Annotated in this window: 22 protein-coding genes; 9 read left to right on the top strand and 13 right to left on the bottom strand. The window is 59.7% G+C overall.

All coding sequences use genetic code 11. The features are described 5' to 3' along the window. Positions 1-200: 200 nt before the first annotated feature. Both L370_RS09590 and L370_RS0121985 read left to right on the top strand, forming a co-directional pair. Entirely contained in the window at positions 201-656 is a 456-nt protein-coding gene (locus L370_RS09590) for a hypothetical protein (protein ID WP_023334814.1), read from the top strand. A gap of 212 nt (positions 657-868) precedes the next feature. After that, positions 869-1,420 carry a GNAT family N-acetyltransferase gene (locus tag L370_RS0121985; protein ID WP_023334813.1) on the top strand — a complete coding sequence of 184 codons (552 nt, stop codon included), beginning with the start codon at positions 869-871 and terminating at the stop codon, positions 1,418-1,420. 86 nt (positions 1,421-1,506) lie between these two features. Here L370_RS0121985 and L370_RS09595 read toward each other — a convergent pair whose 3' ends face one another. From L370_RS09595 to L370_RS09605, 3 genes are read right to left on the bottom strand one after another with little or no spacing between them, the layout of a single operon-like run. Next, positions 1,507-2,370, bottom strand: a complete 864-nt coding sequence (locus tag L370_RS09595; protein ID WP_023334812.1) for an efflux RND transporter periplasmic adaptor subunit — start codon at positions 2,368-2,370, stop codon at positions 1,507-1,509. Further along, entirely contained in the window at positions 2,367-2,582 is a 216-nt protein-coding gene (locus tag L370_RS09600) for a DUF1656 domain-containing protein (protein ID WP_023334811.1), read from the bottom strand. The genes L370_RS09595 and L370_RS09600 overlap by 4 nt, the downstream gene beginning before the upstream one ends. Continuing rightward, complete coding sequence (locus tag L370_RS09605) at positions 2,575-4,542, bottom strand: FUSC family protein (protein WP_023334810.1); 1,968 nt, start codon at positions 4,540-4,542, stop codon at positions 2,575-2,577. Before L370_RS09605 ends, L370_RS09600 begins: the two co-directional genes overlap by 8 nt. A gap of 76 nt (positions 4,543-4,618) precedes the next feature. Here L370_RS09605 and L370_RS09610 point away from each other — a divergent pair, with 76 nt between their 5' ends. After that, a complete protein-coding gene (locus tag L370_RS09610) occupies positions 4,619-5,413 on the top strand; it encodes an AraC family transcriptional regulator (RefSeq protein WP_023334809.1) in 795 nt (264 codons plus the stop codon). Here the strand turns inward: L370_RS09610 and L370_RS09615 are convergent. Continuing rightward, on the bottom strand, positions 5,410-6,300 hold the full coding sequence (locus L370_RS09615; RefSeq protein WP_023334808.1) for an oxidoreductase: 891 nt from the start codon (positions 6,298-6,300) through the stop codon (positions 5,410-5,412). The two genes, L370_RS09610 and L370_RS09615, sit on opposite strands and share 4 nt — an antisense overlap. A gap of 105 nt (positions 6,301-6,405) precedes the next feature. Here L370_RS09615 and L370_RS09620 point away from each other — a divergent pair, with 105 nt between their 5' ends. Then, positions 6,406-7,527 (top strand): YbdK family carboxylate-amine ligase, encoded by a 1,122-nt coding sequence (locus L370_RS09620; protein WP_023334807.1) that lies wholly within the window; start codon positions 6,406-6,408, stop codon positions 7,525-7,527. Here the strand turns inward: L370_RS09620 and L370_RS09625 are convergent. The 3 genes from L370_RS09625 to L370_RS09635 form a co-directional block, all read right to left on the bottom strand. Further along, on the bottom strand, positions 7,457-10,612 hold the full coding sequence (locus tag L370_RS09625) for an efflux RND transporter permease subunit (RefSeq protein ID WP_023334806.1): 3,156 nt from the start codon (positions 10,610-10,612) through the stop codon (positions 7,457-7,459). The genes L370_RS09620 and L370_RS09625 overlap by 71 nt on opposite strands. Before the next feature lie 9 nt (positions 10,613-10,621). Further along, positions 10,622-11,686: an efflux RND transporter periplasmic adaptor subunit gene (locus L370_RS09630; RefSeq protein WP_023334805.1), complete on the bottom strand. Its 1,065-nt coding sequence runs from the start codon at positions 11,684-11,686 to the stop codon at positions 10,622-10,624. A 156-nt stretch (positions 11,687-11,842) separates the two neighbouring features. Beyond that, positions 11,843-14,551 (bottom strand): cation-transporting P-type ATPase, encoded by a 2,709-nt coding sequence (locus tag L370_RS09635; protein WP_023334804.1) that lies wholly within the window; start codon positions 14,549-14,551, stop codon positions 11,843-11,845. 478 nt (positions 14,552-15,029) lie between these two features. Between L370_RS09635 and L370_RS09640 the strand changes: the two genes are divergently transcribed. Continuing rightward, a complete protein-coding gene (locus L370_RS09640) occupies positions 15,030-15,278 on the top strand; it encodes a DUF1158 domain-containing protein (protein ID WP_010428319.1) in 249 nt (82 codons plus the stop codon). Here L370_RS09640 and L370_RS09645 read toward each other — a convergent pair. Then, positions 15,264-16,832: an alpha/beta hydrolase-fold protein gene (locus L370_RS09645; protein ID WP_023334802.1), complete on the bottom strand. Its 1,569-nt coding sequence runs from the start codon at positions 16,830-16,832 to the stop codon at positions 15,264-15,266. The two genes, L370_RS09640 and L370_RS09645, sit on opposite strands and share 15 nt — an antisense overlap. Before the next feature lie 123 nt (positions 16,833-16,955). Between L370_RS09645 and L370_RS09650 the strand changes: the two genes are divergently transcribed. Then, on the top strand, positions 16,956-19,100 hold the full coding sequence (locus tag L370_RS09650; protein ID WP_023334801.1) for a TonB-dependent siderophore receptor: 2,145 nt from the start codon (positions 16,956-16,958) through the stop codon (positions 19,098-19,100). A gap of 107 nt (positions 19,101-19,207) precedes the next feature. Here L370_RS09650 and L370_RS09655 read toward each other — a convergent pair whose 3' ends face one another. Both L370_RS09655 and L370_RS09660 read right to left on the bottom strand, forming a co-directional pair. Beyond that, positions 19,208-19,549 (bottom strand): RamA family antibiotic efflux transcriptional regulator, encoded by a 342-nt coding sequence (locus tag L370_RS09655; protein WP_010428317.1) that lies wholly within the window; start codon positions 19,547-19,549, stop codon positions 19,208-19,210. A gap of 32 nt (positions 19,550-19,581) precedes the next feature. Continuing rightward, positions 19,582-20,685 (bottom strand): MBL fold metallo-hydrolase, encoded by a 1,104-nt coding sequence (locus L370_RS09660; RefSeq protein ID WP_032666575.1) that lies wholly within the window; start codon positions 20,683-20,685, stop codon positions 19,582-19,584. A 189-nt stretch (positions 20,686-20,874) separates the two neighbouring features. Between L370_RS09660 and L370_RS09665 the strand changes: the two genes are divergently transcribed. The 3 genes from L370_RS09665 to nfsB all read left to right on the top strand — a co-directional run bounded on the left by L370_RS09665 (position 20,875) and on the right by nfsB (position 22,597). Beyond that, positions 20,875-21,465, top strand: coding sequence for a TetR/AcrR family transcriptional regulator (locus L370_RS09665; protein ID WP_023334799.1), 591 nt, complete (start codon positions 20,875-20,877; stop codon positions 21,463-21,465). Further along, positions 21,455-21,823, top strand: a complete 369-nt coding sequence (locus L370_RS09670; protein WP_023334798.1) for an MmcQ/YjbR family DNA-binding protein — start codon at positions 21,455-21,457, stop codon at positions 21,821-21,823. The genes L370_RS09665 and L370_RS09670 overlap by 11 nt, the downstream gene beginning before the upstream one ends. 120 nt (positions 21,824-21,943) lie before the next feature. Further along, on the top strand, positions 21,944-22,597 hold the full coding sequence (gene nfsB / locus L370_RS09675; RefSeq protein ID WP_023334797.1) for an oxygen-insensitive NAD(P)H nitroreductase: 654 nt from the start codon (positions 21,944-21,946) through the stop codon (positions 22,595-22,597). A 33-nt stretch (positions 22,598-22,630) separates the two neighbouring features. Here nfsB and L370_RS09680 read toward each other — a convergent pair whose 3' ends face one another. From L370_RS09680 to L370_RS09690, 3 genes are all read right to left on the bottom strand, one after another. Continuing rightward, positions 22,631-22,918: a helix-turn-helix domain-containing protein gene (locus L370_RS09680; protein WP_023334796.1), complete on the bottom strand. Its 288-nt coding sequence runs from the start codon at positions 22,916-22,918 to the stop codon at positions 22,631-22,633. Then, a complete protein-coding gene (locus tag L370_RS09685) occupies positions 22,899-23,228 on the bottom strand; it encodes a type II toxin-antitoxin system RelE/ParE family toxin (RefSeq protein ID WP_023334795.1) in 330 nt (109 codons plus the stop codon). Before L370_RS09685 ends, L370_RS09680 begins: the two co-directional genes overlap by 20 nt. Positions 23,229-23,367: 139 nt before the next feature. Continuing rightward, a complete protein-coding gene (locus tag L370_RS09690; RefSeq protein WP_023334794.1) occupies positions 23,368-24,237 on the bottom strand; it encodes a helix-turn-helix transcriptional regulator in 870 nt (289 codons plus the stop codon). Between the last annotated feature and the right edge of the window lie 80 nt (positions 24,238-24,317).

Raw genomic sequence — 24,317 nt, 5'->3', positions numbered from 1 at the left:
CCGGATAAGGCGTAACCGCCACCCGGCAATGCCCTTCTGGAAGCCGCCTCGCAAAGCTGCAAGCAACCTTATGTAATTCAGGGGACTCCCTTTTCTTCCCTTCTTCGCGGTTTTAAAGTGCCTGCGTTGCGGCACATCCGTAACCGGGCATAGGAACCCGTTAGCATTACATTACGTTTTTTGGACAAAGAGGATGCTAAATGGCGACTACTCCTAAATTTTCTTACGTGCTCTCTGAAGAAAGCGCTGTTCATCACCTCATCAACACTTCAATTTCCGATTCTGCGGATCTCTTCGAACTGGCCGATGCCTGCACCGCTTATGTGAGCGTGCTGGTGGAAACTGACGACGCGCTGACGTTTACCACGCTCTGTGAGCGATTGCTGGCTGCGCTGAAGCGGCTGCGTGAGTGCTGCGATGATGATCTTCCGCCGTATCTGGTTGAACAGTTGATTGCAGGGGAAAAGGTTACCTCCTGCGTGCCAGACTGCTGGCAGGAGACGACTTTGCAGGTGGACTATACCGTCGCGTTAACGCTGGCGGTGATGGGCGGGACGTTGCCTGTGAGCGTGGCGAAAGAACTCACTGGGCTGCTGTATGATATGGTTTGGCTACTGGCGGAGTTTGTGAAGGAGCCGTATATAACGGCGCACTGAGGCGGGTGATGGGAGGACGGAATACTGCTGGGTGAGAAGCGGGATTTCGGCCTTATGCAAAGTACAATGCTGTCTGTTGAATGTCGGTTAAGAGCGAGAAGCGGACATAGCTGTCAATGTATTCGCCAGTTACTCCCACGTAAAAGTGTGCTTAAATCAAAAGGATCCATCTAATAAAGCATATTGATGGCATGATTCGTTAGGAGATAAAGTTGATAATTCAAACAAATCGATTGTACCTTCGGCCTGTAATCTCATCAGATGTAAACGATCTATTCAAAATTTACGGTGATCCCGCTACGAACACGTTTAATCCTGCGGGACCATATCCGGACATTGGTCATTCACAAATGGTTATGAATCGCTGGCTCGACCATTGGCAAGCTCATGGGTTTGGAAACTGGGCAATTTCACTTCTTACTAATCCTGATCAAATTATCGGTTTTGGCGGGCTGGGGATTCGTAATTATGACGATATTGTTATCAATAATCTTGGATATCGCTTATCTACAGAGGCTTGGGGTAAAGGCCTGGCCACAGAATTTTCCCTATACGCGATAAAATTTGGATTTGATAGTATTAAATTAACCGAGATTTCAGCTGTTGTTCGAGAGAATCATATGGCGTCACAGAAAGTGCTCCAGAAGTCGGGGTTAAAATATGTCAAAGAGATTCATGATGTTAAAGATGCACCTCCAAGCCTTCTTTATTCGATATCAGTGAATGAGTGGTTAAGACACTCAGAAGTGAACGCATCCGTTTAACATTCACTTTCTGATGCATTAGAGGATTTAACATACAGATATGGACTTGTCCGCTTCTGGCACAAAACAGACATTCATACTCACCTCTATCCCCCCACCGCCACGCTCGCCGACAGCCCCGCGACCAGCTCAACCCCCTCCGGTAACCTGTCGATATGAATGCGCACCGATACGCGCTGCGCCAGCCGGACCCAGCTGAAGGTAGGCTCGACGTCGGGCAGCCCCAGCCCGCCCGTCTCGTCGTTGCTGTCCCCAATCCCATGCCCAATGCTCTCCACGTGACCCGTGATGACAGGCTCATACCCCATCAGCACCACCTGCGCGGCATCCCCGACGCGAATATGGCGCAGCCTGGTCTCCTCAAAGTACCCCACCACCCAGAAGCTGTGGGCATCGACGATGGCAACCTTTGTCTCCCCCGCCGTCGCGTAGTCTCCGGGGCGAAGCCGCAGGTGCGTGACGTACCCCGAAACCGGCGCGCGCACGGTGGCGTGCGCCAGATTCAGCTCTGCCAGATCCAGCGCGGCCAGCGCGCCGTGATAATTGGCCACCGCGACGTTCGCCGCGCTGCCGGTTTGCTGCAAATCCTCGCTCGAGATCGCGTTTTTAATCAGCGTGCGGCGATGGGCCGCATCCTGGCGCATCAGCATCTCATGGCGTTTCGACTCGACGTCCGCCTGCGCGCTGACCACCGCCAGCTTAAGCCAGCGCGGATCGATAGCGTAAAGCACATCGCCCCGGTTCACCCACTGATTGTCCCGCACGGCCACGCTGATGATCGGCCCGGAGACGTCCGGCGCAATCTGCACCACGTCCGCCCGCACGCGGCCGTCGCGGGTCCACGGCGTTTGCGCGTAGCGTTTCCACATCATAAAGGCCAGAAGCGTGGCCGCCGCGACGACGCTCAACGTCAGCGCATAGCGAGCCAGTAAAGAGAGCAGTGATTTCATGACAATAACCCCAACGCGGTCAGACCCTGCATCAGCAGGAAAAAGGTGACAATCCAGGTTGAAACATCCATCAGCGGGCGAAACGGCAAGCGCCGGTAAAGCCTGCTGAGAGAGAAAAGCGCGACGAGGCTTAGCGTGCAGACCAGCGCCGCGAGGGCGACCATCAGCAGCCCCGGAATCAAAACCCCGCCGATATTGAGATCGTTAACCATGGTCTGGCTCCCGTAATGCACAGTGCAGATCCACCAGCCTGAAGACCAACTGGCGCGTATGTTCATCTGCCGCAGGCAGATGGTGCGCGATAAGTGTGGCGATCCGCTCGCGTAAAGCGTGGCGGTCTGCGGCGTTTATCTGATGAAAAAACGCGTCAACCTCCCTGCCGGGCGGTGTGTCACCGCGGCGTAAATGCATGACCGAAAGCCCCAGACGCAGCGCGTGCAGCAGCCGGTCAAGCGCCTGCTCTGGCGCATGTTCACTCCGCTGCAAACGCGGCAGCAGCAGGGCGGTGCGGTCCATCATCAGGTTGATCCAGTGCGTTTCATCAATCCGCAGCGTGCCCTTCACGCTGCGGCGAATGTCGCGCTGGCACAGGTTCAGCAGGCGGGTGATAGCGCCATCCGCCTGCACGGTTTGCAGCAGGCTCATGCTGATGACGGCAAAACCGGTCGCGGCAAAGAGCGCAATGGCAGTGTTAGCCGCAACGGCGAAGTCTCCGCTGTAGTGCGCCCCCAGCTCGCACAGAATGGGCAGCGTCAGGGTGATGCCCATCGCCATAAACGTGGTGGGCGGACGCGCCTGAAGCGACCCGGCCAGCAGATACGCCGGGGCAAGCACCGCCACCAGCACCGGGAAATCGCTTACCTGCGGCAGCAGCGCAAAGCTGTAGAGCAGGCTTATCAGCACGCCCCAGAACGAGCCAACGATGTACTTCACAATGTGCGGCGCCGGGGTGTCGAAGCTGCCAAACAGCGTGCAGCAGACCCCCAGGATAGACACCGCCGTACCGCCATCCGGCCACGCTGAAAAGATCCAGACCAGACAGCCGCTCAGGATGATGGCGAAAGCCCCCAGCGCCGTGCGGGCGGCGGTAAGAGGATCGCGGTGAAAAACGTAGCCTTTTGCCGCGCGGGTTTGCATCTCCCCAAAGACGGGTTTGGCGTGAAGGATAGCCCCGGAAAGACGTTCGCACTGCCGCAGAAGCGCGATAGCCTCCGAGAGGTAGCGGATAAAACTGACCTGCAGCGCGTCGTCAAGCGTCTGCGCCTGCGCGGCATACCGATCGATGAGAAGCGCACAGCGGAGCCGCAGCGCCTCTGCCGTGCTGCTGGCACCCGCGCCTTCAGCGGCCAGCCATGCCTGAACCTCCTCCAGCAATGCCTGCACGTCGGCGGGCAGGGCTCCGATAGCTGGCAGGCGATCGTGCAGTTCACAGTTGACGATAACCAGCCGCGCCAGCCGATCGTGAATCCCTTTTCTGGCCTGCCGCACCGGGGCTGAGAGGGCAAAATCGTACGGAATATGGTGGCTGATGCCCTGCAGGAACTGCAGCGCCAGGGCCATATGCAGAGAGCCGGAAGCCGCATCGGGTTTACCGGCTAAGGTATCCACCACCCGCCCGCGCGCGGCCTGTAGCGTCTGGGATAATTTCGCGTTGAACAGCCCTGATACGCGCGCGGGCAGCACGTAACGGTGAATCAGCGCCGCGCAGAAAATCCCAATCACGATCTCCTGCACGCGGACGATGGCGACGTTAAAGATGCCGCCGGGATCGGACACCGCCGGAAAGCCAATCAGGCTCGCGGTGTAGCCTGCCAGCACGAAGGCATAGGCCCGGGGCGTGCGTTCCAGCAGGGAGAGCCACAGGCAGAACGCGATCCAGCCCGTCAGCACAACGCTGCACAGGATCGGCGTATTCGCGAAGGTGGGGATAATCAGAACGGTCGCGCAGGCCCCGACAACCGTACCGGCCAGCCGGTAGAGGCTTCGGCTCAGCGATGCCCCCACCGACGTCTGCGATACGATATAAACCGTAATAATGGCCCACGAAGGACGCTCGAGGCCGATAGACAGGGCGAGGTAATACGCGAGCATCGCTGCGGCGAAACTCTTCGCGGCGTAGATCAGCGCGCCCGCATCGTTTCGCAGTGCGGGATGAGAGAAAATGTTTTTCATGCCGGGATTATTACCGGCTTACAGACCTGCTTAAATACTCTATTCTGTCAAAAAATACCTAAAAGTTGCCAGAATCGTGAAACCTCAACTCGCTCATACGCTGTATGACCCTGACTCTAGCGCCTCCCCTGCCGTGGCGCGTCATCTGGACTTCGTGGACTACGCCGCGGAAGTGCCGGTACATACCCACCGCAAGGGGCAGCTGATTATTGCCCGATACGGCGCGGTCAGCTGTTACGCGGAGAATGACATCTGGATCGTGCCGCCGGACTGCGCCGTCTGGATCCCCGGCGGGATCCCGCACAGCGCCAAAGCGACCTGGAACGCGCATCTCAACTATCTGTTTATTGAGCCCGGCGCGGCGGCGCTGCCGGAGAAGTGTTGCACGCTGGCGATCTCGCCATTGATTAAGGAGCTGGTCGATCGTCTGACGCACGAAGGAGTGGATTATCCCCCCGACGGCCACGTCGCCAGGCTGACCCGGGTCACGCTGGACGAGCTCGCCAGCATGCCGCAGCAGAAGCTGAGCCTGCCGGTCTCAGCCGACCCGAAAATTCGCGCCATGGCCGACGCGCTGGTCAGCCGCCCGGAGGACAGAAGCACCCTGAAGGCGTGGGCGAAACGGCTCGCCCTCAGCGAGCGCTCGTTTGCCCGCCTGATGCAGCGCGAGACCGGGCTGAGCTTCGGGCGATGGCGCCAGCAGCTGCATTTGATTATTGCCCTGCGGGAGCTGGCAAGCGGCGTGCCCGTCCAGAACGTGGCGACAACGCTCGGGTACGAATCGGTGAATGCGTTTATCACCATGTTCAGAAAAGCGATGGGCAGCACGCCCGCACACTACTTTGCCGAGCGGAAAAACAGCGGCCGTTAGCCCGGCCCCTCGCTCCCCGCCGCCAGCAGCGGCACCACCACGTCGCTGATGGGCACCGCAATACCGTGTTTGCGGCCGTAGCGCTGGATCACGCCGTTGCGGATATCCCACTCCATCGGACGATCGGCCTGACGGTCGGCAAGGATCGAGGTGCCCAGGTCCTCAGGCGCACGCTGGAAGTTTGTCAGGATCTCCTGGGCCACGTCATCGCCCAGCTTAGCCCCTTCGGCGCGGGCGACGGTAAGCCCCTCTCGCAGGTAGGCCAGCGAAAGCTCGCTGATGTCCCCGCGTCTGAACATCCCGGCGCGGCGGTTAGAAAGCACCATCAGCCCGGCGACCGCGTTTTGCAGCAGCTTGCGCCAGGCGACAGTGGCGAAATCTGCCGAGAGCTCAACCGCGCAGCGCGTATCGTGAAGCGCCTCCACCACCCGCTGCGCCTGCGGCACGTCCGGCAGCGTCAGGCGCGGTTTGGCCCGCAGCCACACGGACGCATCCGGCTCGCGCTGCGCCGGGAACCAGACTACTGACGGCAGCACCGCTGCGCCGTTAACCCACGGCTCAAGCTGGGCTTTCTGCTCCACGCCGTTTTGCAGGGCGCAGACCACCGTTTTTTCATCGCACAGGGCGCGCAGCCATCCGGCGCTGTCGGCATTTTGCGTCGTTTTTACCGCCACAAAAACGAGATCGACGGGGCGCGTGATGACGGCCGGATCGGTTAATACCGGACCGGGCACCACGGTTTCACCCTCGTCGTAGCGCAAACGCAGTTCAGGATGCGCGGTGCGTCCGCACAGCAGCGGCGTACGGCCCGCGTCGTGCAGCACTGCGGCAATGGTGGTCCCAATCGCACCGGGACCTATCAGCGCAATCACAGGATGGTCAGACATGGTTAACTCCCCTTTTCGCTAAGCCTGCTAACAGTTATACCACCCTCAAAAGTGAGCGCCACGCCGTTGTCTATACTCAACACACAACAGACAACGGAGTGCGCCATGCCTTTACCCGATTTTAAGTCCTCTGAACCTTTCACCCTCGGCATCGAGCTCGAACTGCAGGTGGTTAACCCGCCGGGGTACGATCTCAGCCAGGACTCCTCCGCGCTCATCGCCGCCGTCAAAGACGACATCAAAGGCGGCGAAGTCAAACACGACATCACCGAAAGCATGCTCGAAATCGCCACCGGCGTGTGCCAGAACATCGACCAGGCGGCCGCGCAGTTCTCGGTGATGCAGCAGAGCATCCTGCGCGCCGCGGCGGAGCAGCATATCCAGATTTGCGGCGGCGGGACGCATCCGTTTCAGAAGTGGCAGCGGCAGGAGGTGTGCGACGACGAGCGCTATAACGTCACGCTGGAGCGCTTTGGCTACCTGATTTTGCAGGCGACGGTATTCGGCCAGCACGTGCACGTCGGCTGTCGGACCGGGGATGACGCCATCTACCTGCTGCACGGCCTGTCGCGCTTTGTCCCGCACTTTATCGCCCTGGCGGCGGCCTCGCCGTACATGCAGGGCACGGACACGAAGTTCTCCTCGTCGCGGCTTAACATTTTTTCCGGGTTCCCGGATAACGGCCAGATGCCGTGGGTCAACAGCTGGCAGGAGTTCGAGGGGCTGTTCCGCCGCCTGAGTTCGACCAGCATGATCGACAGCATTAAAGATCTGCACTGGGACATCCGCCCCAGCCCGCACTTCGGCACCGTCGAGGTGCGGGTGATGGATACGCCGCTGACGCTCGGCCACGCGATTAACATCGCCGGGCTGATTCAGGCGACGTCGCACTGGCTGCTGACCGCCCGGCCCTATAAGCATCAGGAAAAAGATTTTCTGCTGTACCGCTTTAACCGTTTTCAGGCGTGTCGCTACGGGCTGGAGGGGATCCTGACGGACGTGCACACCGGCGAGCACAAAACCGTGGCGGAAGACATTTCGTGGCTGCTGGAGCAGGTTGCGCCGTCGGCTGAGAAGCTCGGCGCGACGAGCGCCATCAATGAAATCGCCCTGCTGTTAAAGCAGGGCAAGAGCGAGGCGCAGCGCATGCGGGAATTTATCGCCGACGGCGGCTCGCTAATCTCTCTGGTTCAGAAACACTGCGAGCTGTGGGCGACGAGTCCGTAAGGCCGTGGCCCCACTCGCGCAGGCGCTGGAACAGCACGAACAGCGCCGGGATAAACAGGATCCCCACCACGGTCGCCACCAGCATACCGCTGAACACCGTGGTGCCGATGATGCGGCGGCTCTGGGCACCCGCCCCGGTCGCCAGCATCATCGGCAATACGCCGATAATGAACGACACGGCGGTCATCATCACCGCGCGGAAGCGGCGCGAGGCCCCTTCCCTTGCGGCATCGACAATCGCCATCCCGTCCATGCGCCGCGCGCGGGCAAACTCCACGATAAGAATTGCGTTCTTGGCGGCGAGGGCTATCAATAGCACCAGACCTATCTGCACGTACACGTCGTTGGCATAGCCCGCCAGCCACAGCCAGACCAGCGCCCCGCCGATGGCGAACAGCACCGAGAGCATCACGCTCGCCGGGAGCGTCCAGCTCTCGTACTGGGCAACGAGGAACAGCCACGCCATCACCACCGCCGCCAGCACGATCCATATCGCCTGATTGCCGGTCTGCTGCTCCTGATACGACATGCCGCTCCAGGCGTAGTCGTACCCGGCAGGCAAATTCTCCGCCAGAAGCTCGCCCATTGCCGCCATCGCCGTGCTGCTGCTCACCCCAGCCGACGCCGAGCCGCTCACCGACACGGACGGGAACTGATTGTACTGCTGCAGGAACGGCGCACCGACGCTCGGCGTAATGGTGACCAGGTTGCTCAGGCGCACCCGCTCGCCGCTGTTGCTGCGCACGAACAGCTCGCTGATTTGCTCGGCGCGCTCGCGCCACTGCATCTCGTTCTGCATGACGACGTGGTAGACGCGGTTGTTGACGCTGAAATCCCCGGCGCGCGTGCCGCCAAAGGCGGTTTGCAGGCTGCTGAAGATGCGCGATACCGGCACGTCAAGGCGCGCGGCGCGCTCGCGGTCAACGGTCAGCGTCAGTTGCGGCACGTTGCTGCTCCAGGTGGTGAACACGCGGCTCAGCTGCGGATGCTGGTTAGCTTTCGCCAGCACCGCGCGCGTCACGCGCTCCAGCTCCGCCGGGCTCTGCCCCGCCTGCGCCTGGATGCGCAGGTCGAAGCCGGAGGCGTTGCCCAGCCCCGGCAGCGTCGGCGGCGCGAAGGTCATGATGGTGGCTTCCGGCAGGGCCAGCAGCTGGCGCTGCAGGGTGCCCATCACCTCATCCAGCGGCGGACGCTCGCTCCAGTCTTTGAGCATGATGGAGATAAACCCGCCGTTGGAGGCGCTGGTGCCGTTGAGGATGTTAAACCCGGAGACCTGAATCACGTCCTCCACCGCCGGGTTTTTGGCGATTAATTCGCGCGCCGTGGTCATCACCGCTTCGGTACGCTCCAGCGAGGCCGCTTCCGGCAGCTGGACGCTGGCGAAGAAGTAGCCCTGATCTTCCTGCGGCAGGAAGCCTTTGGGCATCGACATAAAGCTGAACGCCACCACGGCCGCCGCACCCGCGGTAGCCAGCAGCGCCAGCCACGGGCGCAGGTTTAATACGTTCACGATGCGGGTATAGAAGCCGCGCGTGGCGTCCAGCCCGCGGTTAAAGGCGCGATAGACTGCCGCAGGTTTCTCCGGTCGCGGGCGCAGCAGCAGCGCGCACAGGGCGGGCGTCAGGGTCAGCGCCACGAGGCTTGAGAGCGTGACGGCGGTGGAGAGCGTCACCGCGAACTGGCGGTACAGCTCGCCGACAATCCCCGGCAGGAGCGCCACCGGCACAAACACCGCCAGCAGTACCAGCGTCGTCGCAATGACCGGCCCGGCAATCTGGCGCAGCGCCAGCGCGGTCGCCGCCGTGCGGCTCTGCCCTTCCGCCATCAGCGTTTCGACGCTCTCCACCACCACGATGGCGTCATCCACCACCATGGTCAGCGCCAGAATAATGGCGAACAGGCTCAGCGTATTGGCGGAGTAGCCGAGCGTGTAGAGTACCGCGAAGGTGCCCACCAGCGACACCGGAATGGCGAGCGCGACAATCAGCGTCGCGCGCCAGCTTTGCAGGAACAGGGAAACGACCACCACTACCGCCAGCAGGGTAAGCGCCAGCGAGACGCCGATCTCTTTAATGGTCGCGGCCACAAAGGAGGTGGTGTCGAACTTCACCTCATAGACCAGGTCGTCCGGGAAGCGCGTCGAGAGTCGTTCCAGCTCCGCGCGCACCGCGTCGGCCACGCGCAGGGCGTTGGCGGACGGCGTCGGGTAGATGCCGAGGTAGGCGGAATCATGCCCGTTCAGCTGCGCGCCGGAGCTGTAGCTGCGCGAGCCGAGCTCGATGGTGGCGACGTCCTTCAGGCGCACCAGCTGGCCCATCTCGCCCGCGCGGATAATGATGTCGGCAAAGTCGTCGGCCTGGTTCAGGCGGCCCAGCCCGTTGATGGTCAGCGTCTGCTGCTGGCCGTTAAACACCGGCGGCGTGCCGACCTGGCCTGCCGCCCCCTGCACGTTCTGCTCGCGCAGCGCCTGCGCCACGTCGTCGGTGGTGACGTTCAGGGCGTTCATGCGGTCCGGACGCAGCCAGATGCGCATGCTGTAGTCGCGCGCGCCGAACATCTGCACCTGCCCGACGCCCGGCAGGCGAGACAGCGCCTCGCGCACCTGGGTGCTGGCGTAGTTGCTGACGAACAGCGGCGTGTGGGTGTTGTTCGGTGAGTAAAGACTTACCCCCATCATCAGGTTGGTGGCGCGCTTGCGCACCTGCACGCCGTTTTGCTGCGCCTCGGTCGGGAGCTGCGCTACGGCCTGCGCCACGCGGTTCTGCACGTCGATGGCGGCGAGGTCCGGATCGGTGCCCGCCGCAAAGGTAATGTTCAGGCTATAGGTGCCTTCGTCCGAGCTGGTGGACTCCATATAGAGCATGTGATCCACGCCGTTAAGCTGGGTCTCCAGCGGCGTGGCGATGGCCTCCGCCACGTCAGCCGAGCTGGCGCCCGGCCAGTTGGCAGACACATTCACCACCGGCGGGGTGATCTGCGGGTACTGCTCCACCGGGATAATCCTCAGCGCAATGGCCCCCAGCAGGGCGATGACCAGCGCAATCACCATCGCGAAGCGCGGGCGTTTGATGAAAAACGTCAGCATGATGGCTCCTTAATTCAGTATCTGGACGGCGGCGCCTGGCTGCACGCGCTGTGCGCCGTCAGTAATCGCTCGCTCACCGGGCTTCACGCCGGAGGCAATCTGGAACTGCTGGCCAATCTGCCCGGCAATTTTCAGCGGACGCATTTCGGCTTTGCCGTCGGCGTTAACCACCCACGCAAAGAACCCGTCGCCGTTCTGCTGTACCGCGGCGGCGGGCAGAGTCAGCACCGGCTGCTCGCTTGCCGGACGCAGGTAGACGTTCACGTTGCCGCCGGGCAGGAGCTGATGGCGCGGGTTGGCGAACTCGGCGCGCAGCATCACGCTGGCGGTGCGCGGGTCGATGCGGTTATCCACGGAGGTCAGCTCACCGCTGACGCGCTGGCCGTTGCTGTCAATCAGCACCTGCCAGGCCTGCTTCATGGCGCTGATATCCGCATGCTGTCCGGCTTTGGTGGCAAACTCCCCCTCCTCCAGCGCAAAGGCGATACGGATGGGATCGAGCTGCACCACCTCCACCAGCACGCCGCTGGCAGGGTTGACCAGGCTGCCGACGTGGAACTGGCTGTGCCCCACGCGCCCGTCAATCGGCGAAATAATGCGCGTGTAGTTGAGGGTGACGCTGCGGGTGTCGAGACGGGCTTTGGCCTGCTCCAGCGCGGCGCTGGCGACGTCCCGCTGCATGCGGGCGTTATCCACGTCGTGACGGCTGATGGCGTTGCTGCTGCCCAGGCTTTCAAAGCGGGAAAGCTGCTGCTGCGCCTGACGCAGCGTGGCTTCGGCGCTTCTCACCTCGGCCTGCGCGAGGCGCAGGGCGGCGCGCGGCTCGGCGTCGTCCAGCTCGAACAGCACGTCGCCCTTTTTCACGTACTGCCCGTCGCGGAAGTGGATTCTGGTGATAACGCCTTCCGTGCGGGCGCGCAGCTCAACGGTGTGAATCGCTTCGATACGGCCCGGGATCTGGCGCTCGGCGGCGTGGGCGGTCTGCTCCACGGCGGCGACGCGAACGGGAATGGCGGCGGCGAATACGGGTTGCAGGGTGCAGGCGAGGAGCGCGAACAGGAGTGGGAGTTTCATGGGAGTACCTCAGATGTGTTCCCCTCACCCCGGCCCTCTCCCCAAAGGGGCGAGGGAGAAAACCGAGCCGCCCCTTCACCTCAGAGCAGAGCGAGAAAACCGGGCGGTCCCCTCTCCCCTTAGGGGAGAGGGATAGGGTGAGGGGTAAGGTTTTGGTTATGCAGCCTTGCGGAACCTGCGGGTCAGTCGCTTCTCAATTTCGACGACGAAGAACATCACGCCTGCCACCGCCAGGGTCACGAACCAGTAACGCAGCGGCAGGGCTTCGGTGCCGAACAGCATCTGCATAAACGGCAGGTAGATGATCGCCGCCTGGAGCAGGAACAGCACGCCCGTCACCAGCCAGATACCTTTGTTTGCCAGCAGGCCACGGTTCAGGGAGAACCCTTCGGTGTTGCGGCAGTTAATCATGTACACCCACTGGGCGCAGACCAGCATCTGCAGCAGCACGGTGCGGATGAACTCTGCGCTGTGGCCGCGCGGGGCCAGCCAGGCTTCCAGCGCAAAAGCGGCGATGGCAATCATGGTGCCGACGAAGGCCACGCGCCAGACGGCGTAGGCGTCCATCACGTGCTGCCCGGTCTGACGCGGCGGACGGCGCATGATGTTGCGCTCGGCGGCCTCAAAGGCCAGGCCGAAGGAGAGCGTGGCGGAGGTGGCCATGTTCATCCACAGAATCAGCACCGGCGTCAGCGGAATGATGTTCCCCGCCAGCAGCGCAATCACAATCAGCAGCCCCTGCGCGAGGTTGGTCGGCATGATGAACAGAATCGTCTTCTTCAGGTTGTCGTAAACGCGACGCCCCTCTTTCACCGCGCTGGCGATGGTGGCGAAGTTATCGTCCGTCAGGACCATGTCCGCCGCCTCTTTGGTCACTTCCGTGCCCTTGATGCCCATCGCGATGCCCACGTCAGCCTGACGCAGCGCCGGGGCGTCGTTCACGCCGTCACCGGTCATGCCGACGATTTCGCCTTTGTCCTGCAGCGCTTTCACCAGGCGCAGCTTATGCTCCGGGCTGGTACGGGCGAAGATGTCATACTTCACCGCGGCTTCCGCCAGCGCGGCGTCGTCCATCTTCTCCAGCTCGTAGCCGGTCACCGCCTGCTCGCTGTTGGTGATCCCCAGCATCTGGCCGATGCTCATCGCCGTCTGCGGGTGATCCCCGGTGATCATCTTCACCCGGATCCCCGCCTGCTGGCAGGCGTTAATCGCAGCAATCGCTTCCGGACGAGGCGGATCCATCATCCCGGCGATGCCGAGGAAGATCAGACCGTGGCTCAGGTCGTCGTGCGTCAATTCCTGCTCGCCGTTCGCCGGTTTAAACGCCGCGGCAACCATGCGCAGCCCCTGACGCGCATAGCGCTCCATTTCGGTTTCCCAGTACGCGCGGTTGAAGGCTTCCGCACCGTTACGGGTCTGCTGCTCGGCGCACAGGGCGAAAATCACGTCCGGCGCACCGGTGATCAGGATCTGCTCCTCACCGCCAATCTGGTAGTGGGTGCTCATGTACTTGTACTGCGAGTCGAACGGGATCTTGTTAACCAGCGTGGTCATGACCGGCTCAAGGCTGGCCTTCGCCGCCAGAACCTTCAGCGCGCCCTCGGTCGGCCCACCGGTAATGCCCCACAGGCCGCGCTCGTCCTGAATCATCTGGCTGTCGTTACACAGGTCGATGGTGCGCAGGTACTGCTCCAGCACGGTGCCCGGCTGGATGTGGACCGGCTCGTCGCTGCCTTCCAGGTAGATGTTACCCACCGGCTCGTAGCTGTTGCCGTCCACGCGATAGCAGGCGTCGGCGGTGATGATGGCTTTGACCGTCATCTCGTTCATGGTCAGGGTGCCGGTTTTATCCGAGCAAACCACGGTCATCGCGCCCAGGGTTTCGACCGTCGGCAGCTTGCGGATAATCGCCCGCTTGCGCGCCATCGCCTGCACGCCCAGCGAGAGGATGATGGAGATAATCGCCGGCAGACCTTCCGGCACGGAGGCCACCGCCAGGCTAATCAGGGAGAGCAGAAGCTCGCCCATCGGGATCTCGCGGAACACCAGGCTGAAGACAAACAGCGCGGCCATCATCGCCAGGATAATGGCGAAGATGGCTTTACCCAGCTTGTCCATCTGCACCAGCAGCGGCGTGCGGTGCTTTTCGATACCCGCCATCATCTGGTTGATGTGGCCGAGCTCCGTATCCTTACCGGTCGCGGTGACCAGGCCGACGCCGCCGCCCGCGCTGACGGTCGTTCCGGAGAAGACCATATTGGTGCGGTCGCCCAGCGGCAGTTCACCGCTCAGCGGATTAATGTGTTTATCCACCACGGTGGATTCACCGGTCAGAATCGCCTCTTCCACGCGTAAATTATGCGCTTCGATTAAACGCATATCCGCCGGAATACGATCCCCTGCGCGTAATACAATAATATCGCCCGGGACTATTTCCGTTGTAGGTATGGTTTCGTGGCTACCGTTACGAATAACGCGCGCCTCGCTGGAGAGCATATTGCGAATACTCTTCAGGGATTTCTCCGCGTTGCTTTCCTGAATATGGCCAATTAAAGCATTGATTACCGCGACGCCCAGAATAACCAGCGTATCCACCCAGTGGCCCATTACTGCCGTTAATACGGCGGCGGCCAGCAGGACATAAATCAGCACATCATTAAAATGGGCCAAAAAACGCAGCCAGGCGGGTTTCCCTTTTTTCTCCGGCAGCGCATTAGGACCTGATTTTTGCAGACGCGCCTGCGCCTCTGCACGATCCAGACCGCTGGCCTGGCTCTGCGTGTGAGTGAGCACCTGCTCGACGGTCTGCTGGTATGCCAGCCCGCCGGAAGGCGGCATGTTTGGGGACAATTTTTTTTCGGTCATCGTATTTTTCCTTCAATATCCGGTGAACAGAAGCCTGAATTCCTTTCTGGCTAAATAAATTCATTTTTAAGTCTTGCGGGTAAAATTGATCTACCGCAATATAATGACTACTCGGTTATTCAAAACTGATTAAAACTATTTCGATGAGCTGATTTTTACAAAATATTTCTAAACCAACATTAAACGAGGGGGAACCATGTTTGGTATTTATCGCGGACGACGCCTGGCGTTATACATTGTCGCAGCCATTGTTATTGCCACGTTAATTGGATACAGCACCTATACATTTGTAAAATTATTTTCCTGATACGGACATTTATTTACATAACGCGATATTAATATAAACGCCGGGTCGGATATTGTTATTTATTCGCAGTAATAATGACGTTGTTTTATTCAAAAAGGCCAGCGGGGCTGATATTGCTTTACGTTACAGAATGCCGGACAATGACATTTTTAACTGACGATTAACATTACGATGAAACACCCGTTAGAATCGCTGCTTACGGCGGGGGGCATTCTATTGCTGGCCCTGATCTCCTGCCTGCTGTTACCCGCGCCGTCGCTGGGTCTGGTGCTGGCGCAGAAGCTGATGACGACCTTCCATATGGTCGATCTTAACCAGCTCTACACCATTCTATTCTGCCTGTGGTTTTTAGCCCTCGGCGCCATCGAATTCTTCATCCTGCGTTTCGTCTGGCGCCGCTGGTTTTCACTGGCGTCGTAAGCCGGTGAAGTCACGCATGCCGTGGATCAGCGCTTCACACCAGGCCGCGTAGTCGTGGCCGCTGGATGAGGGATGGAAGCTGACGCGATATCCTTTCTCCCTCAACGCCTGTTCGAAATCCTGCGTGGTGCGGTAAATGCCCCCGCCCGGCCCCGAAGTTTCGAACTTTCCGGCCTGCAGCCAGAAGCGCACCGGATACGGCGGCGACCGCTGATATTGCCGCGTCAGCCAGCCGGGAGCCTCCCCTTTCGGCGCCCACCAGTACGAACCTGAAAGACTCAGCACGTTACCAAACAGGCGCGGATAGCGCAGCGCGACCCATGACGACGCGATTCCCCCGTAGCTCGACCCCGCCAGCACCGTTTTCTGCCGCTGCATCGCGATGCCCTGCCCGCGCAGCCAGGGCAGCAGCTCGTGCGCCATAAAGTCGGCGAAGTCCGGGTTCGGCGGCAGCTCGTGGCCGCGTCGGGCGTGATCGAGGCTGTCGATAAACACCACGTTAATCGGCGGAAGATGATGGCGGGCAATAAGACCGTCCAGCACGTTAGCGAAATGGTATTCGTCCTGATAAATCTGCCCGTCGAAGAGGATGAGCGTCCAGCGTGCAGGCTGTGCGCCGCGCGGTTTATAGACCATCACCTCGCGGGAATTACCGAGGATTTTGCTGGTGATGCTCTGGCGGCTTAACGATCCGTGGACCAGCGGTTGGGCCGTGGCCTGCACGGAGCAATAGCGTGCCGGGCTGAGATCGAGCAGCGAATAGCGTTTCCAACGGTCAGTCTTCTGTTCGCCAAAGGTATTCGGGTTGAGCGGATCGGCCTGGGCGCTCACCAGGATCGCGCGACGTTGATCGCGTGAGGAACCCTCGACGATCGGCACATCGGGCGCGAGCTTGTACTGCATCACCGTGTCGGCGGGCACCACATAGCTGCGGAACCAGACGTCGCTGTTGCCCAGGCGGAACAGCGGGTCGTGATCCCCCGCCGGTGAGCCGAGAATAAAGACGTTATCCCTGGCACCGCGCCACAGGAAGGTGACGCGCTTATGTTCTGCGTCCACCGGCTCCACCATCGGCGTTCCCTGCCGAATCTGCGTCTGCCAGAACGCGTCGGTACGCCCTCCGTCAGCAATCTCTTTTGCCAGCGCCTGAAGCGTCGGGCTTTCAGGTGCAAGCATCTGCACGCGCGGTAATGCGGAAGTTTCTTTCATCCGCCACTGAAAACGCCACGGCTTACCCGCTTCACCGCGCAGCATCAGAGTGGTGCCCTGCTTTACCGGCAGAGCAAACAGCAGCGTGTGTTCGCCATCGGCTGGCCCGCTTTCGATCAGCGTGCGGATATTCCGGTTTTGCCCGTCCAGCAGGCGGGCATCCGTTACGCCGTTCAGCGTGGCCGAAACATAGTTTTCAGCAAGCTCTGGAAGCATAAAACAGACTTCACCGCTGGCATCAAACTTCCCCTGGACGTCTCCCTGCCGGGAAGAGTGTTCACAGGTTGCCGCCACCGCAGGCAGCACGCCTATCCCGAGTAATAATCCGCTCCATACCCTCTTCATTACCGCTTGTTCCCCGCCGAAATTTGTTACCAACGCTAATGCAAATGGTAATAATTTGCAATATCATCTAACGCGTTTTAACGGTGTTTTTATGGCGATAGCAACCAAGGATGAGTAGAAAAAATGTTTAAAAATAATAAGATAATGCAGCTATGGCTGCTGAGCCTGGTGACGACCAGCATGACGGCGCAGGCTGATAATAGAGAAGAAACCATAACGGTGACGCAGGGCGTGAGTGAAGATCCCACCGCTCCGGTAAAAGGGATTGTGGCAACCCAGACGCTCTCTGCGACCAAGACCCGCGCGGAGATCGTGAAAACGCCGCAGTCGGTATCGGTGATCACCCGCGATCAGATGAACATGCAGGACGTGACGTCCGTCTCGCAGGCGCTGCGCTACTCGGCGGGCGTGTTTACCGAGTACCGCGGCTCGTCGAACCGTAACGACGAGGTGTTCGTGCGCGGCTTTAGCTATGTGCCAAAATTCCTCGACGGCCTGAGCTTCGGCGCGACGGCCTCGTCCCAGACGGGTACGATTGACCCGTGGCTGCTGGAGCGCGTGGAGCTGGTGCGCGGCCCGGCGTCGGTGCTGTTTGGTCAGGTCAACCCTGGCGGGTTAATCAGCATGACCAGCAAGCGCCCAACGGCGGAGGCCATTCACAACGTGCAGTTCCGCACCGGCAATAACGATCTGGCAGAAGGCGCGTTTGATTTCGGCGGCAGGCTGAGCGACGACGGCCGCGTGCTGTATCGCGTCAACGGTATCGCCCGTACCCAGCACAATCAGGTGGACGATTATAAAGAGACGCGGATGGCGATCGCGCCTGCCATCACCTGGTACCCGAACGACCAGACCCGCTTTACGCTGCTGTCCAGCTACCAGAAGGATCCGGATGCGGGCTACCGCAACTTCCTGCCCGCCTACGGCACGGTCAAAAGCGTCGACGGGCAATACATCCCGCGCGACTTTAACGTCAGCGATCCGAATTACAATCAGTCCTGGCGCGAGCAGACGACGATCGGCTACGAGCTGGAGCATCAGTTCGCCGACGACCTCACCTTCCGCCAGAACGCGCGTTACGCCAGCATCAAACAAAAATACCGTTACCTCGTTTACGCCAGCAGCACCGCCAACAGCACGGTATTGACGCGACGCGCGCAGCATGAAGAGCGCACCACCAACGAATTTGGCCTGGATAACCAGCTTGAGTATCTGCTGGAGACCGGCAGCGTCGGCCACACCCTGCTCGGCGGGTTCGACTACAAGACCAGCAAAGATAAGCAGCTGCTGGCACGCGGGAGCGGTTCGCAGTATGACCTCGACTGGACGAACCCGGTATACGGCGTGAACGTGGATGAAAGCACCTTCAAAACGGCCACCGACGAGCAGCAAAATCTCGACCAGATGGGGCTGTATTTGCAGGATCAAATGAGCTGGAACAGCTGGGAATGGCTGGTCTCCGGCCGCTACGACTGGAGCGAAGTGCGAACCAACGACTTCACCGACGGCAGCCTTACCCAGCAGAACGACAGCAAGTTTACCTGGCGAACCGGCCTGCTGTACGCGTTCGATTCTGGCCTGTCGCCGTACGTCAGCTACAGCACCTCGTTTGAACCGAACCTGCAAACCAACCGCGCGCCGGGCGTTGCCCCCTTCAAGCCCACCACCGGGGAGCAGACCGAGATTGGCCTGAAGTATCAGCCGGTCGACAGCACGCTGATGACCCTCGCGCTGTACGATTTAACCCAGGACAATGTGGCGACCTACAACAGCGCCGAAGGCTGGTTTGAGAACGCGGGCAAGGTGCGTTCAAAAGGCGTTGAGGCGGAAATCCACTCCACGCTGATGGACAACATCAACCTGATTGGCTCGTACACCTACACCGATGCAAAAACCAAAAGCACCACGGTGGCGGGCACCGAGGGCAAAACCCCGGCGCGTATTCCGGCGCATATGGCATCGGCATTTGCCAGCTATACGGTTCCAGGCGGCGCGCTGAAGAGCCTGACCGCTGGCGTGGGGATGCGCTACATCGGCACCAGCTACGGCGATGCGAAGAACACCTTCAAGGTGCCGTCGGTGGATCTGTATGACGCGATGCTGAGCTACGATCTGGGCGAGATGAACCGCAGCCTGAAAGGGGCGAGCGTGCAGTTCAACGTCAATAACGTGGCCGACACGAAGTATGTGGCGTCGTGCGCAAGCGATACGGCGTGCTTCTACGGGATTGGCCGTACGGTGACGGCAACGGTGAATTACCGCTGGTAAGCTATTCGTAGGCCCGGTAAGCGCAGCGCCACCGGGCAACTTACGGGCACTGTACCCACAAAAAAGCCGGGTGGCGGCTACGCCTTACCCGGCCTACGCGCGACATGTTAATGTGTCTGGCTATGGTTCTCTTTACGATACGCACCCGGCGGCTGGTTGAACGTACGGGTGAAGATGCGGGTAAACGTCTGCTGCGAGTCAAACCCGTAGCGCAGGCAGATATCGTACACGCGCGCGTCCGATTCACGCAGGTCGCGCGCCGCCAGCAGCAGCTTGCGTTCACGGATATAACGCCCCAGGCTCTCCCCTTTGTACTGCATAAATAACCGCTGCAGGTGCCACTTCGAATAACCCGCGTGGCGGGCAATCTCTTCTATACGTAATGGCTGGTGCAGATTGTCGTCGATCCATTCGACGATAGTGTCGATGACTTGAGCGGAAATGGTCATACAGCTGTCCCCCTCTGCTTCTCGCTTAAACATTATTCCCACCACGCGCGAAAGGTTTGCGTGGCGTCACTCACCCGGACGGGCTCGCCCAGTTCCGGCGTCAGCAGCCGATAGTTTTTATCCTTGCTGGCTTTAGCCAGCTGGATCAGCGGATCGTTCCACGTATGTTTCGCCAGCACGAAGCGCCCGTTGTGCCCGGGCACCACGGCTTTCGCGTTCAGATCCACCGAGGCCTGCGCCGTTTCCTCCGGCAGCATGTGGATGTACTTCCAGTCCTGGTCGTACTGGCCGTTTTCCATGATGGCTAAATCCACCTCACCAAACTGCTCGCCGATGGCCTTAAAGTGCGGGCCGTAACCGGAATCCCCGCTGTAATAAACCTTCTGCTCTGGCGTGACGAACATAAAGCTGCCCCACAGGGTCCGATCGCGCTTGATGCCGCGCCCGGAGAAGTGGCGCGCCGGCAGAACATGCACCGTCAGTTCATCGCTGACGCGCACCGACTGGTTCCAGTCGCGCTCGTCAATAATCTCAGGCTTCATTCCCCAGTAGCGAAGGTGGGATCCGACGCCCAGCGGTGTCACCACGCGCTTCACCTTCGGCAGCAGCGCCCTGATGGTGGCGTAATCCAGATGATCGTAGTGATCGTGCGAGATAATCAGCAGGTCGATTTCCGGCATGCTCTCCGCACTCCACGGGTACTCCCCGGCAAAGGCTTTATTGAGGAACGAGAACGGTGCGGCGTAGTTGCCGAGCACCGGATCGATCAGGATGCGTTTACCCGCGAGCTGCATATACCACGAGGAGTGACCGAGCCACACCAGGGTGTCCTGCTCCAGCGGCAGGCTCGCAAGATCGGTTTTCACCAGCGGCAGCGGCTGAGCCGGGCGCGCATTTTCGGTTTTTTTGGTCAGAAAATCCCACGTGGCGACCAGCATATTTTTGTCGCCGTTATAACCCGGCGTCGGCAGCGTATTGTGGAATTTTCCCTCGCGATACTGGGGGGAGGCCTCCACTTCAGTGAGCTGCTCACCCTGCGGTGGCTGGCCGAATCCGGCATTCAGAACAAACGGTAAACTCGCAGCTGAAGCTATGATCATGATTAACACCACGCAGATGAAGAGAGGTTTTTTCATATCCTGACCCGAAAACGCGCCCCATCCGATAGTTTGCGCGGGGTAAACTTGATTATGAGTGAGTAAGCACTCATTATAGATATGATGATAAAGTCGTCAAGACGTTTTCGATCTTTGACATTCCGCGTTGCAGCGTGTCAAAGCACGTGTTTCAATCAGGTTTTTACAATTGACAGGGGGAAAAATTTAGTGGCACGTCCGAAGAGTGAAGATAAAAAACAGGCCTTACTGGAAGCCGCAACGGTGGCATTTGCACAGTCGGGTATCGCCGCCTCAACGGCGTTAATCGCCCGTAACGCGGGCGTCGCCGAGGGTACCCTGTTTCGCTACTTTCCGACTAAAGACGATCTGCTGAATGCCCTCTATCTGCACCTGAAGCAGGATCTCTGCCAGGCCATGCTGGCAAATCTCGATCGCACCATCACGCTTCCCAAAGAACATACCCGCAATATCTGGAACAGCTACGTGGACTGGGGTATTCGTAACCCCGTGTCTCATGCGGCGATCCGCCAGATTGGCGTCAGTGAAAAGCTAAGCACCGAAACGGAACAGGCGGTGAAAGAGATGTTCCCGGAACTCCATGAGCTGTGCCGTCGTTCGGTGCGCCCGGTGTTTATGTCGGATGAATTTAAAACGTTTGGCGATGCGCTTTTCTTATCGCTGGCGGAAACCACCATGGAGTTTGCCACCCGCGATCCGTCACGCGCCGTGGATTTTAAAGCGCTGGGTTTTGAGGCCATGTGGCGCGGGCTGGCTCAGGAGGATAGCGATGGACAGTAAATCCCTGCAGGAGCACGCAATGCGCGTGGCGCTGGAGATGCCTTTCACCGAACACTGCTGGCCGTTCGGCCCGGAGTATGACGTGTTTAAAGTGGGCGGGAAAATTTTTATGCTGATGGCCACCGCGCACGGACGCCCCCACGTAAGCCTGAAATCCGACCCGGAAAAATCCCTGTTAAACCAGCAGATTTACCGTGGCGTTGAGCCGGGCTATCACCTCAATAAGAAGCACTGGATTTCGCTCTACGGCACCGAGGACATCACGCCTGAACTGGTCACCGACCTGATCGCGGATTCGTGGAATCTGGTCGTCGATAAGCTGCCGAAAAAAGACCAAAAGTGGCTACGTCCGGCCTGATTGTTCGTCTGTGCCGAACAGTATAACCGCTCGAATCGCACTTATCTTTTTCCGCGTCCCGCTGTAATCTGCATTCCTTTCGCGCCCGCGAGCGGGCGAATTTCATCACCAGGAGTTGTTATGGATATCATTTCTGTCGCCCTGAAACGCCACTCCACCAAGGCGTTCGACCCAACCAAAAAACTGACCGCGGAACAAGCGGAAAACATCAAAACCCTGCTGCAGTACAGCCCGTCCAGCACCAACTCCCAGCCGTGGCACTTTATTATCGCCAGCACCGAGGAAGGAAAAGCGCGCGTGGCAAAATCTGCTGCGGGCACCTACGTGTTCAACGAACGCAAAATGCTGGATGCCTCTCACGTGGTGGTGTTCTGCGCGAAAACCGCGATGGACGATGCCTGGCTGGAGCGCGTTGTGGATCAGGAAGAAGCCGATGGCCGTTTCAATACGCCGGAAGCCAAAGCCGCAAACCACAAAGGCCGCACCTACTTCGCCGACATGCACCGTGTGGATCTGAAAGATGACGACCAGTGGATGGCGAAGCAGGTTTACCTGAACGTCGGCAACTTCCTGCTGGGCGTTGGCGCGATGGGTCTGGACGCGGTACCGATTGAAGGTTTCGACGCCGCGATCCTCGACGAAGAGTTTGGCCTGAAAGAGAAAGGCTTCACCAGCCTGGTGGTGGTCCCGGTTGGGCACCACAGCGTGGAAGATTTTAACGCCACGCTGCCGAAGTCACGCCTGCCGCTGAGCACGATTGTGACTGAGTGCTAATCCCTTCTGGCACGCTGGCCGGCGTGCCTGTTTTCAATAAAGCGTAATCTGCGGGTGTTTAACCCCACACACCAGTGCATAACGCGTTAAGGTATCAAGACTCGCCCGGGTTATATTCGCTTCCATTCTTGATACGGTGGGTGCGCTGACGCCCATTCGCTCCGCCACCTGCGCGCGTGTCAGACCGGCCTGGTTTCGCCATTGCGCCAACATTTCTCGCAGGCGCTCTTTTCGTTCTTCAGCATCAAAAGAGGCCTGTACCTCTGAATCGCTTAACAGCTCAGATCGGAGTTCATCCCAGTCAATAATCTTCTTGCTCATCCAACATCTCCTGTTGTCGCTTCAGTGCCAGACGAAGTTCAGCAGCGGGCGTTTTTTGCGTTTTCTTGATAAACACTCGCAGCAGAAAAATTGTCTTGTCCCGCTGATAAACGTAAATCCCCCGAGTATGGATCAGCCCGACGGTTCTGATTTCGAACAAACCATGCGGTAAGGGTTTGCTGTCAGGTTCCCGCAGTGCTGTCGGGTTAGCGCGTAATTTATCAAGCTGGCGAATCAGCTTTGCCTGGACCCCAGCAGGCAGTGAGAGAATCTCTTCCCTGACCGCCTCATGAACGATAAGTCTGAACACGGTTATTCATCCCTGATGATATTAGCATATAAGGCAATTTGCATTAAAGGCTAATTTAGCTTTTCGTGTCCCACCTTACCCGTTTTTAAAAAGCTGAACCGGATCCGCTTTGATTCCCTGAAAACACCTCGCAAAAAACTTATTTCCCCTGCGCCGCCAGCCAGTCCATCGCCCTTTCCCCTGCCTCATCCACCGGCAGATAAACCAGCAGCCGCGACCCGTTTCGCGGCGCGGAGTACCAGTACATCTGCTGCAGCGTAAAATCCCCCAGCTCGGGATGGGTAAACAGCTTGAGCTGATTTTCCACACCGCGCACGTCGTTGCGCTGGTGCCACAGGGTTTTGAACTCTTCGGACACTGCAAAGAAGCGCGCCAGCTTGGCTTCCCACAGCGGGTCGCCCCGGTGCTCCGCCATTGCCGCGCGGAAATAGGAGACAAATATCGGCAGCACGTCGTCGCGTCTGCCGAGCCGCGCGCGCCACGCCGGATGGGTGAGGAACAGGTAAATACAGTTGCGGTCTTCCGGCGGGATTTCATTGAAATCGACCCCCATCAGGTGGCCAAAGCTGTCGTTCCACGCCACGATGTCGAAGTTCGGTTTCTGAATGCTGGCCGGTTTCGGCATCAGCGTATCCAGCAGGCGGCGCGTGCCTTCGCTGATACCCTCGCAGCAGACCGCCTGCGGGGCTTCACCCGGCGGCAACCCGGCTAACACAAACAGGTGCCGGGCTTCGGTCGGGGTGCACTGTAGCGCTTTCGCAACAGCGGCCATCACCGCGCTGGATGGGTTGACGTCCCTGCCCTGCTCCAGCCAGGTGTACCAGGTCACACCCACGTCGGCGAGCATCGCCACCTCTTCCCGGCGCAGGCCCGGCGTGCGGCGGCGACCGCTGCGCGGCAGGCCGAGACGCTGCGGATCGAGGCTTTCACGTCGTGCGCGTAAAAATGCCCCCAGCTGTTTTCGGGTGTCATCCTGAAGTGAGACGACGGGTTCAGACATCAAGGCCATAAATCCCCCTGCATGGTAGTGCCAGTACCAGTATAAGCAAGAACTGGTACCCGTTTATCAGATGGTTGATGCTACGACCA

The organism is Enterobacter sp. MGH 24 (assembly GCF_000493015.1).
Classification (GTDB): Bacteria; Pseudomonadota; Gammaproteobacteria; order Enterobacterales; family Enterobacteriaceae; genus Enterobacter.
The sequence above is the reverse complement of the archived record's forward strand: the minus strand, read 5'-3'. Positions and strand labels throughout refer to the sequence as shown.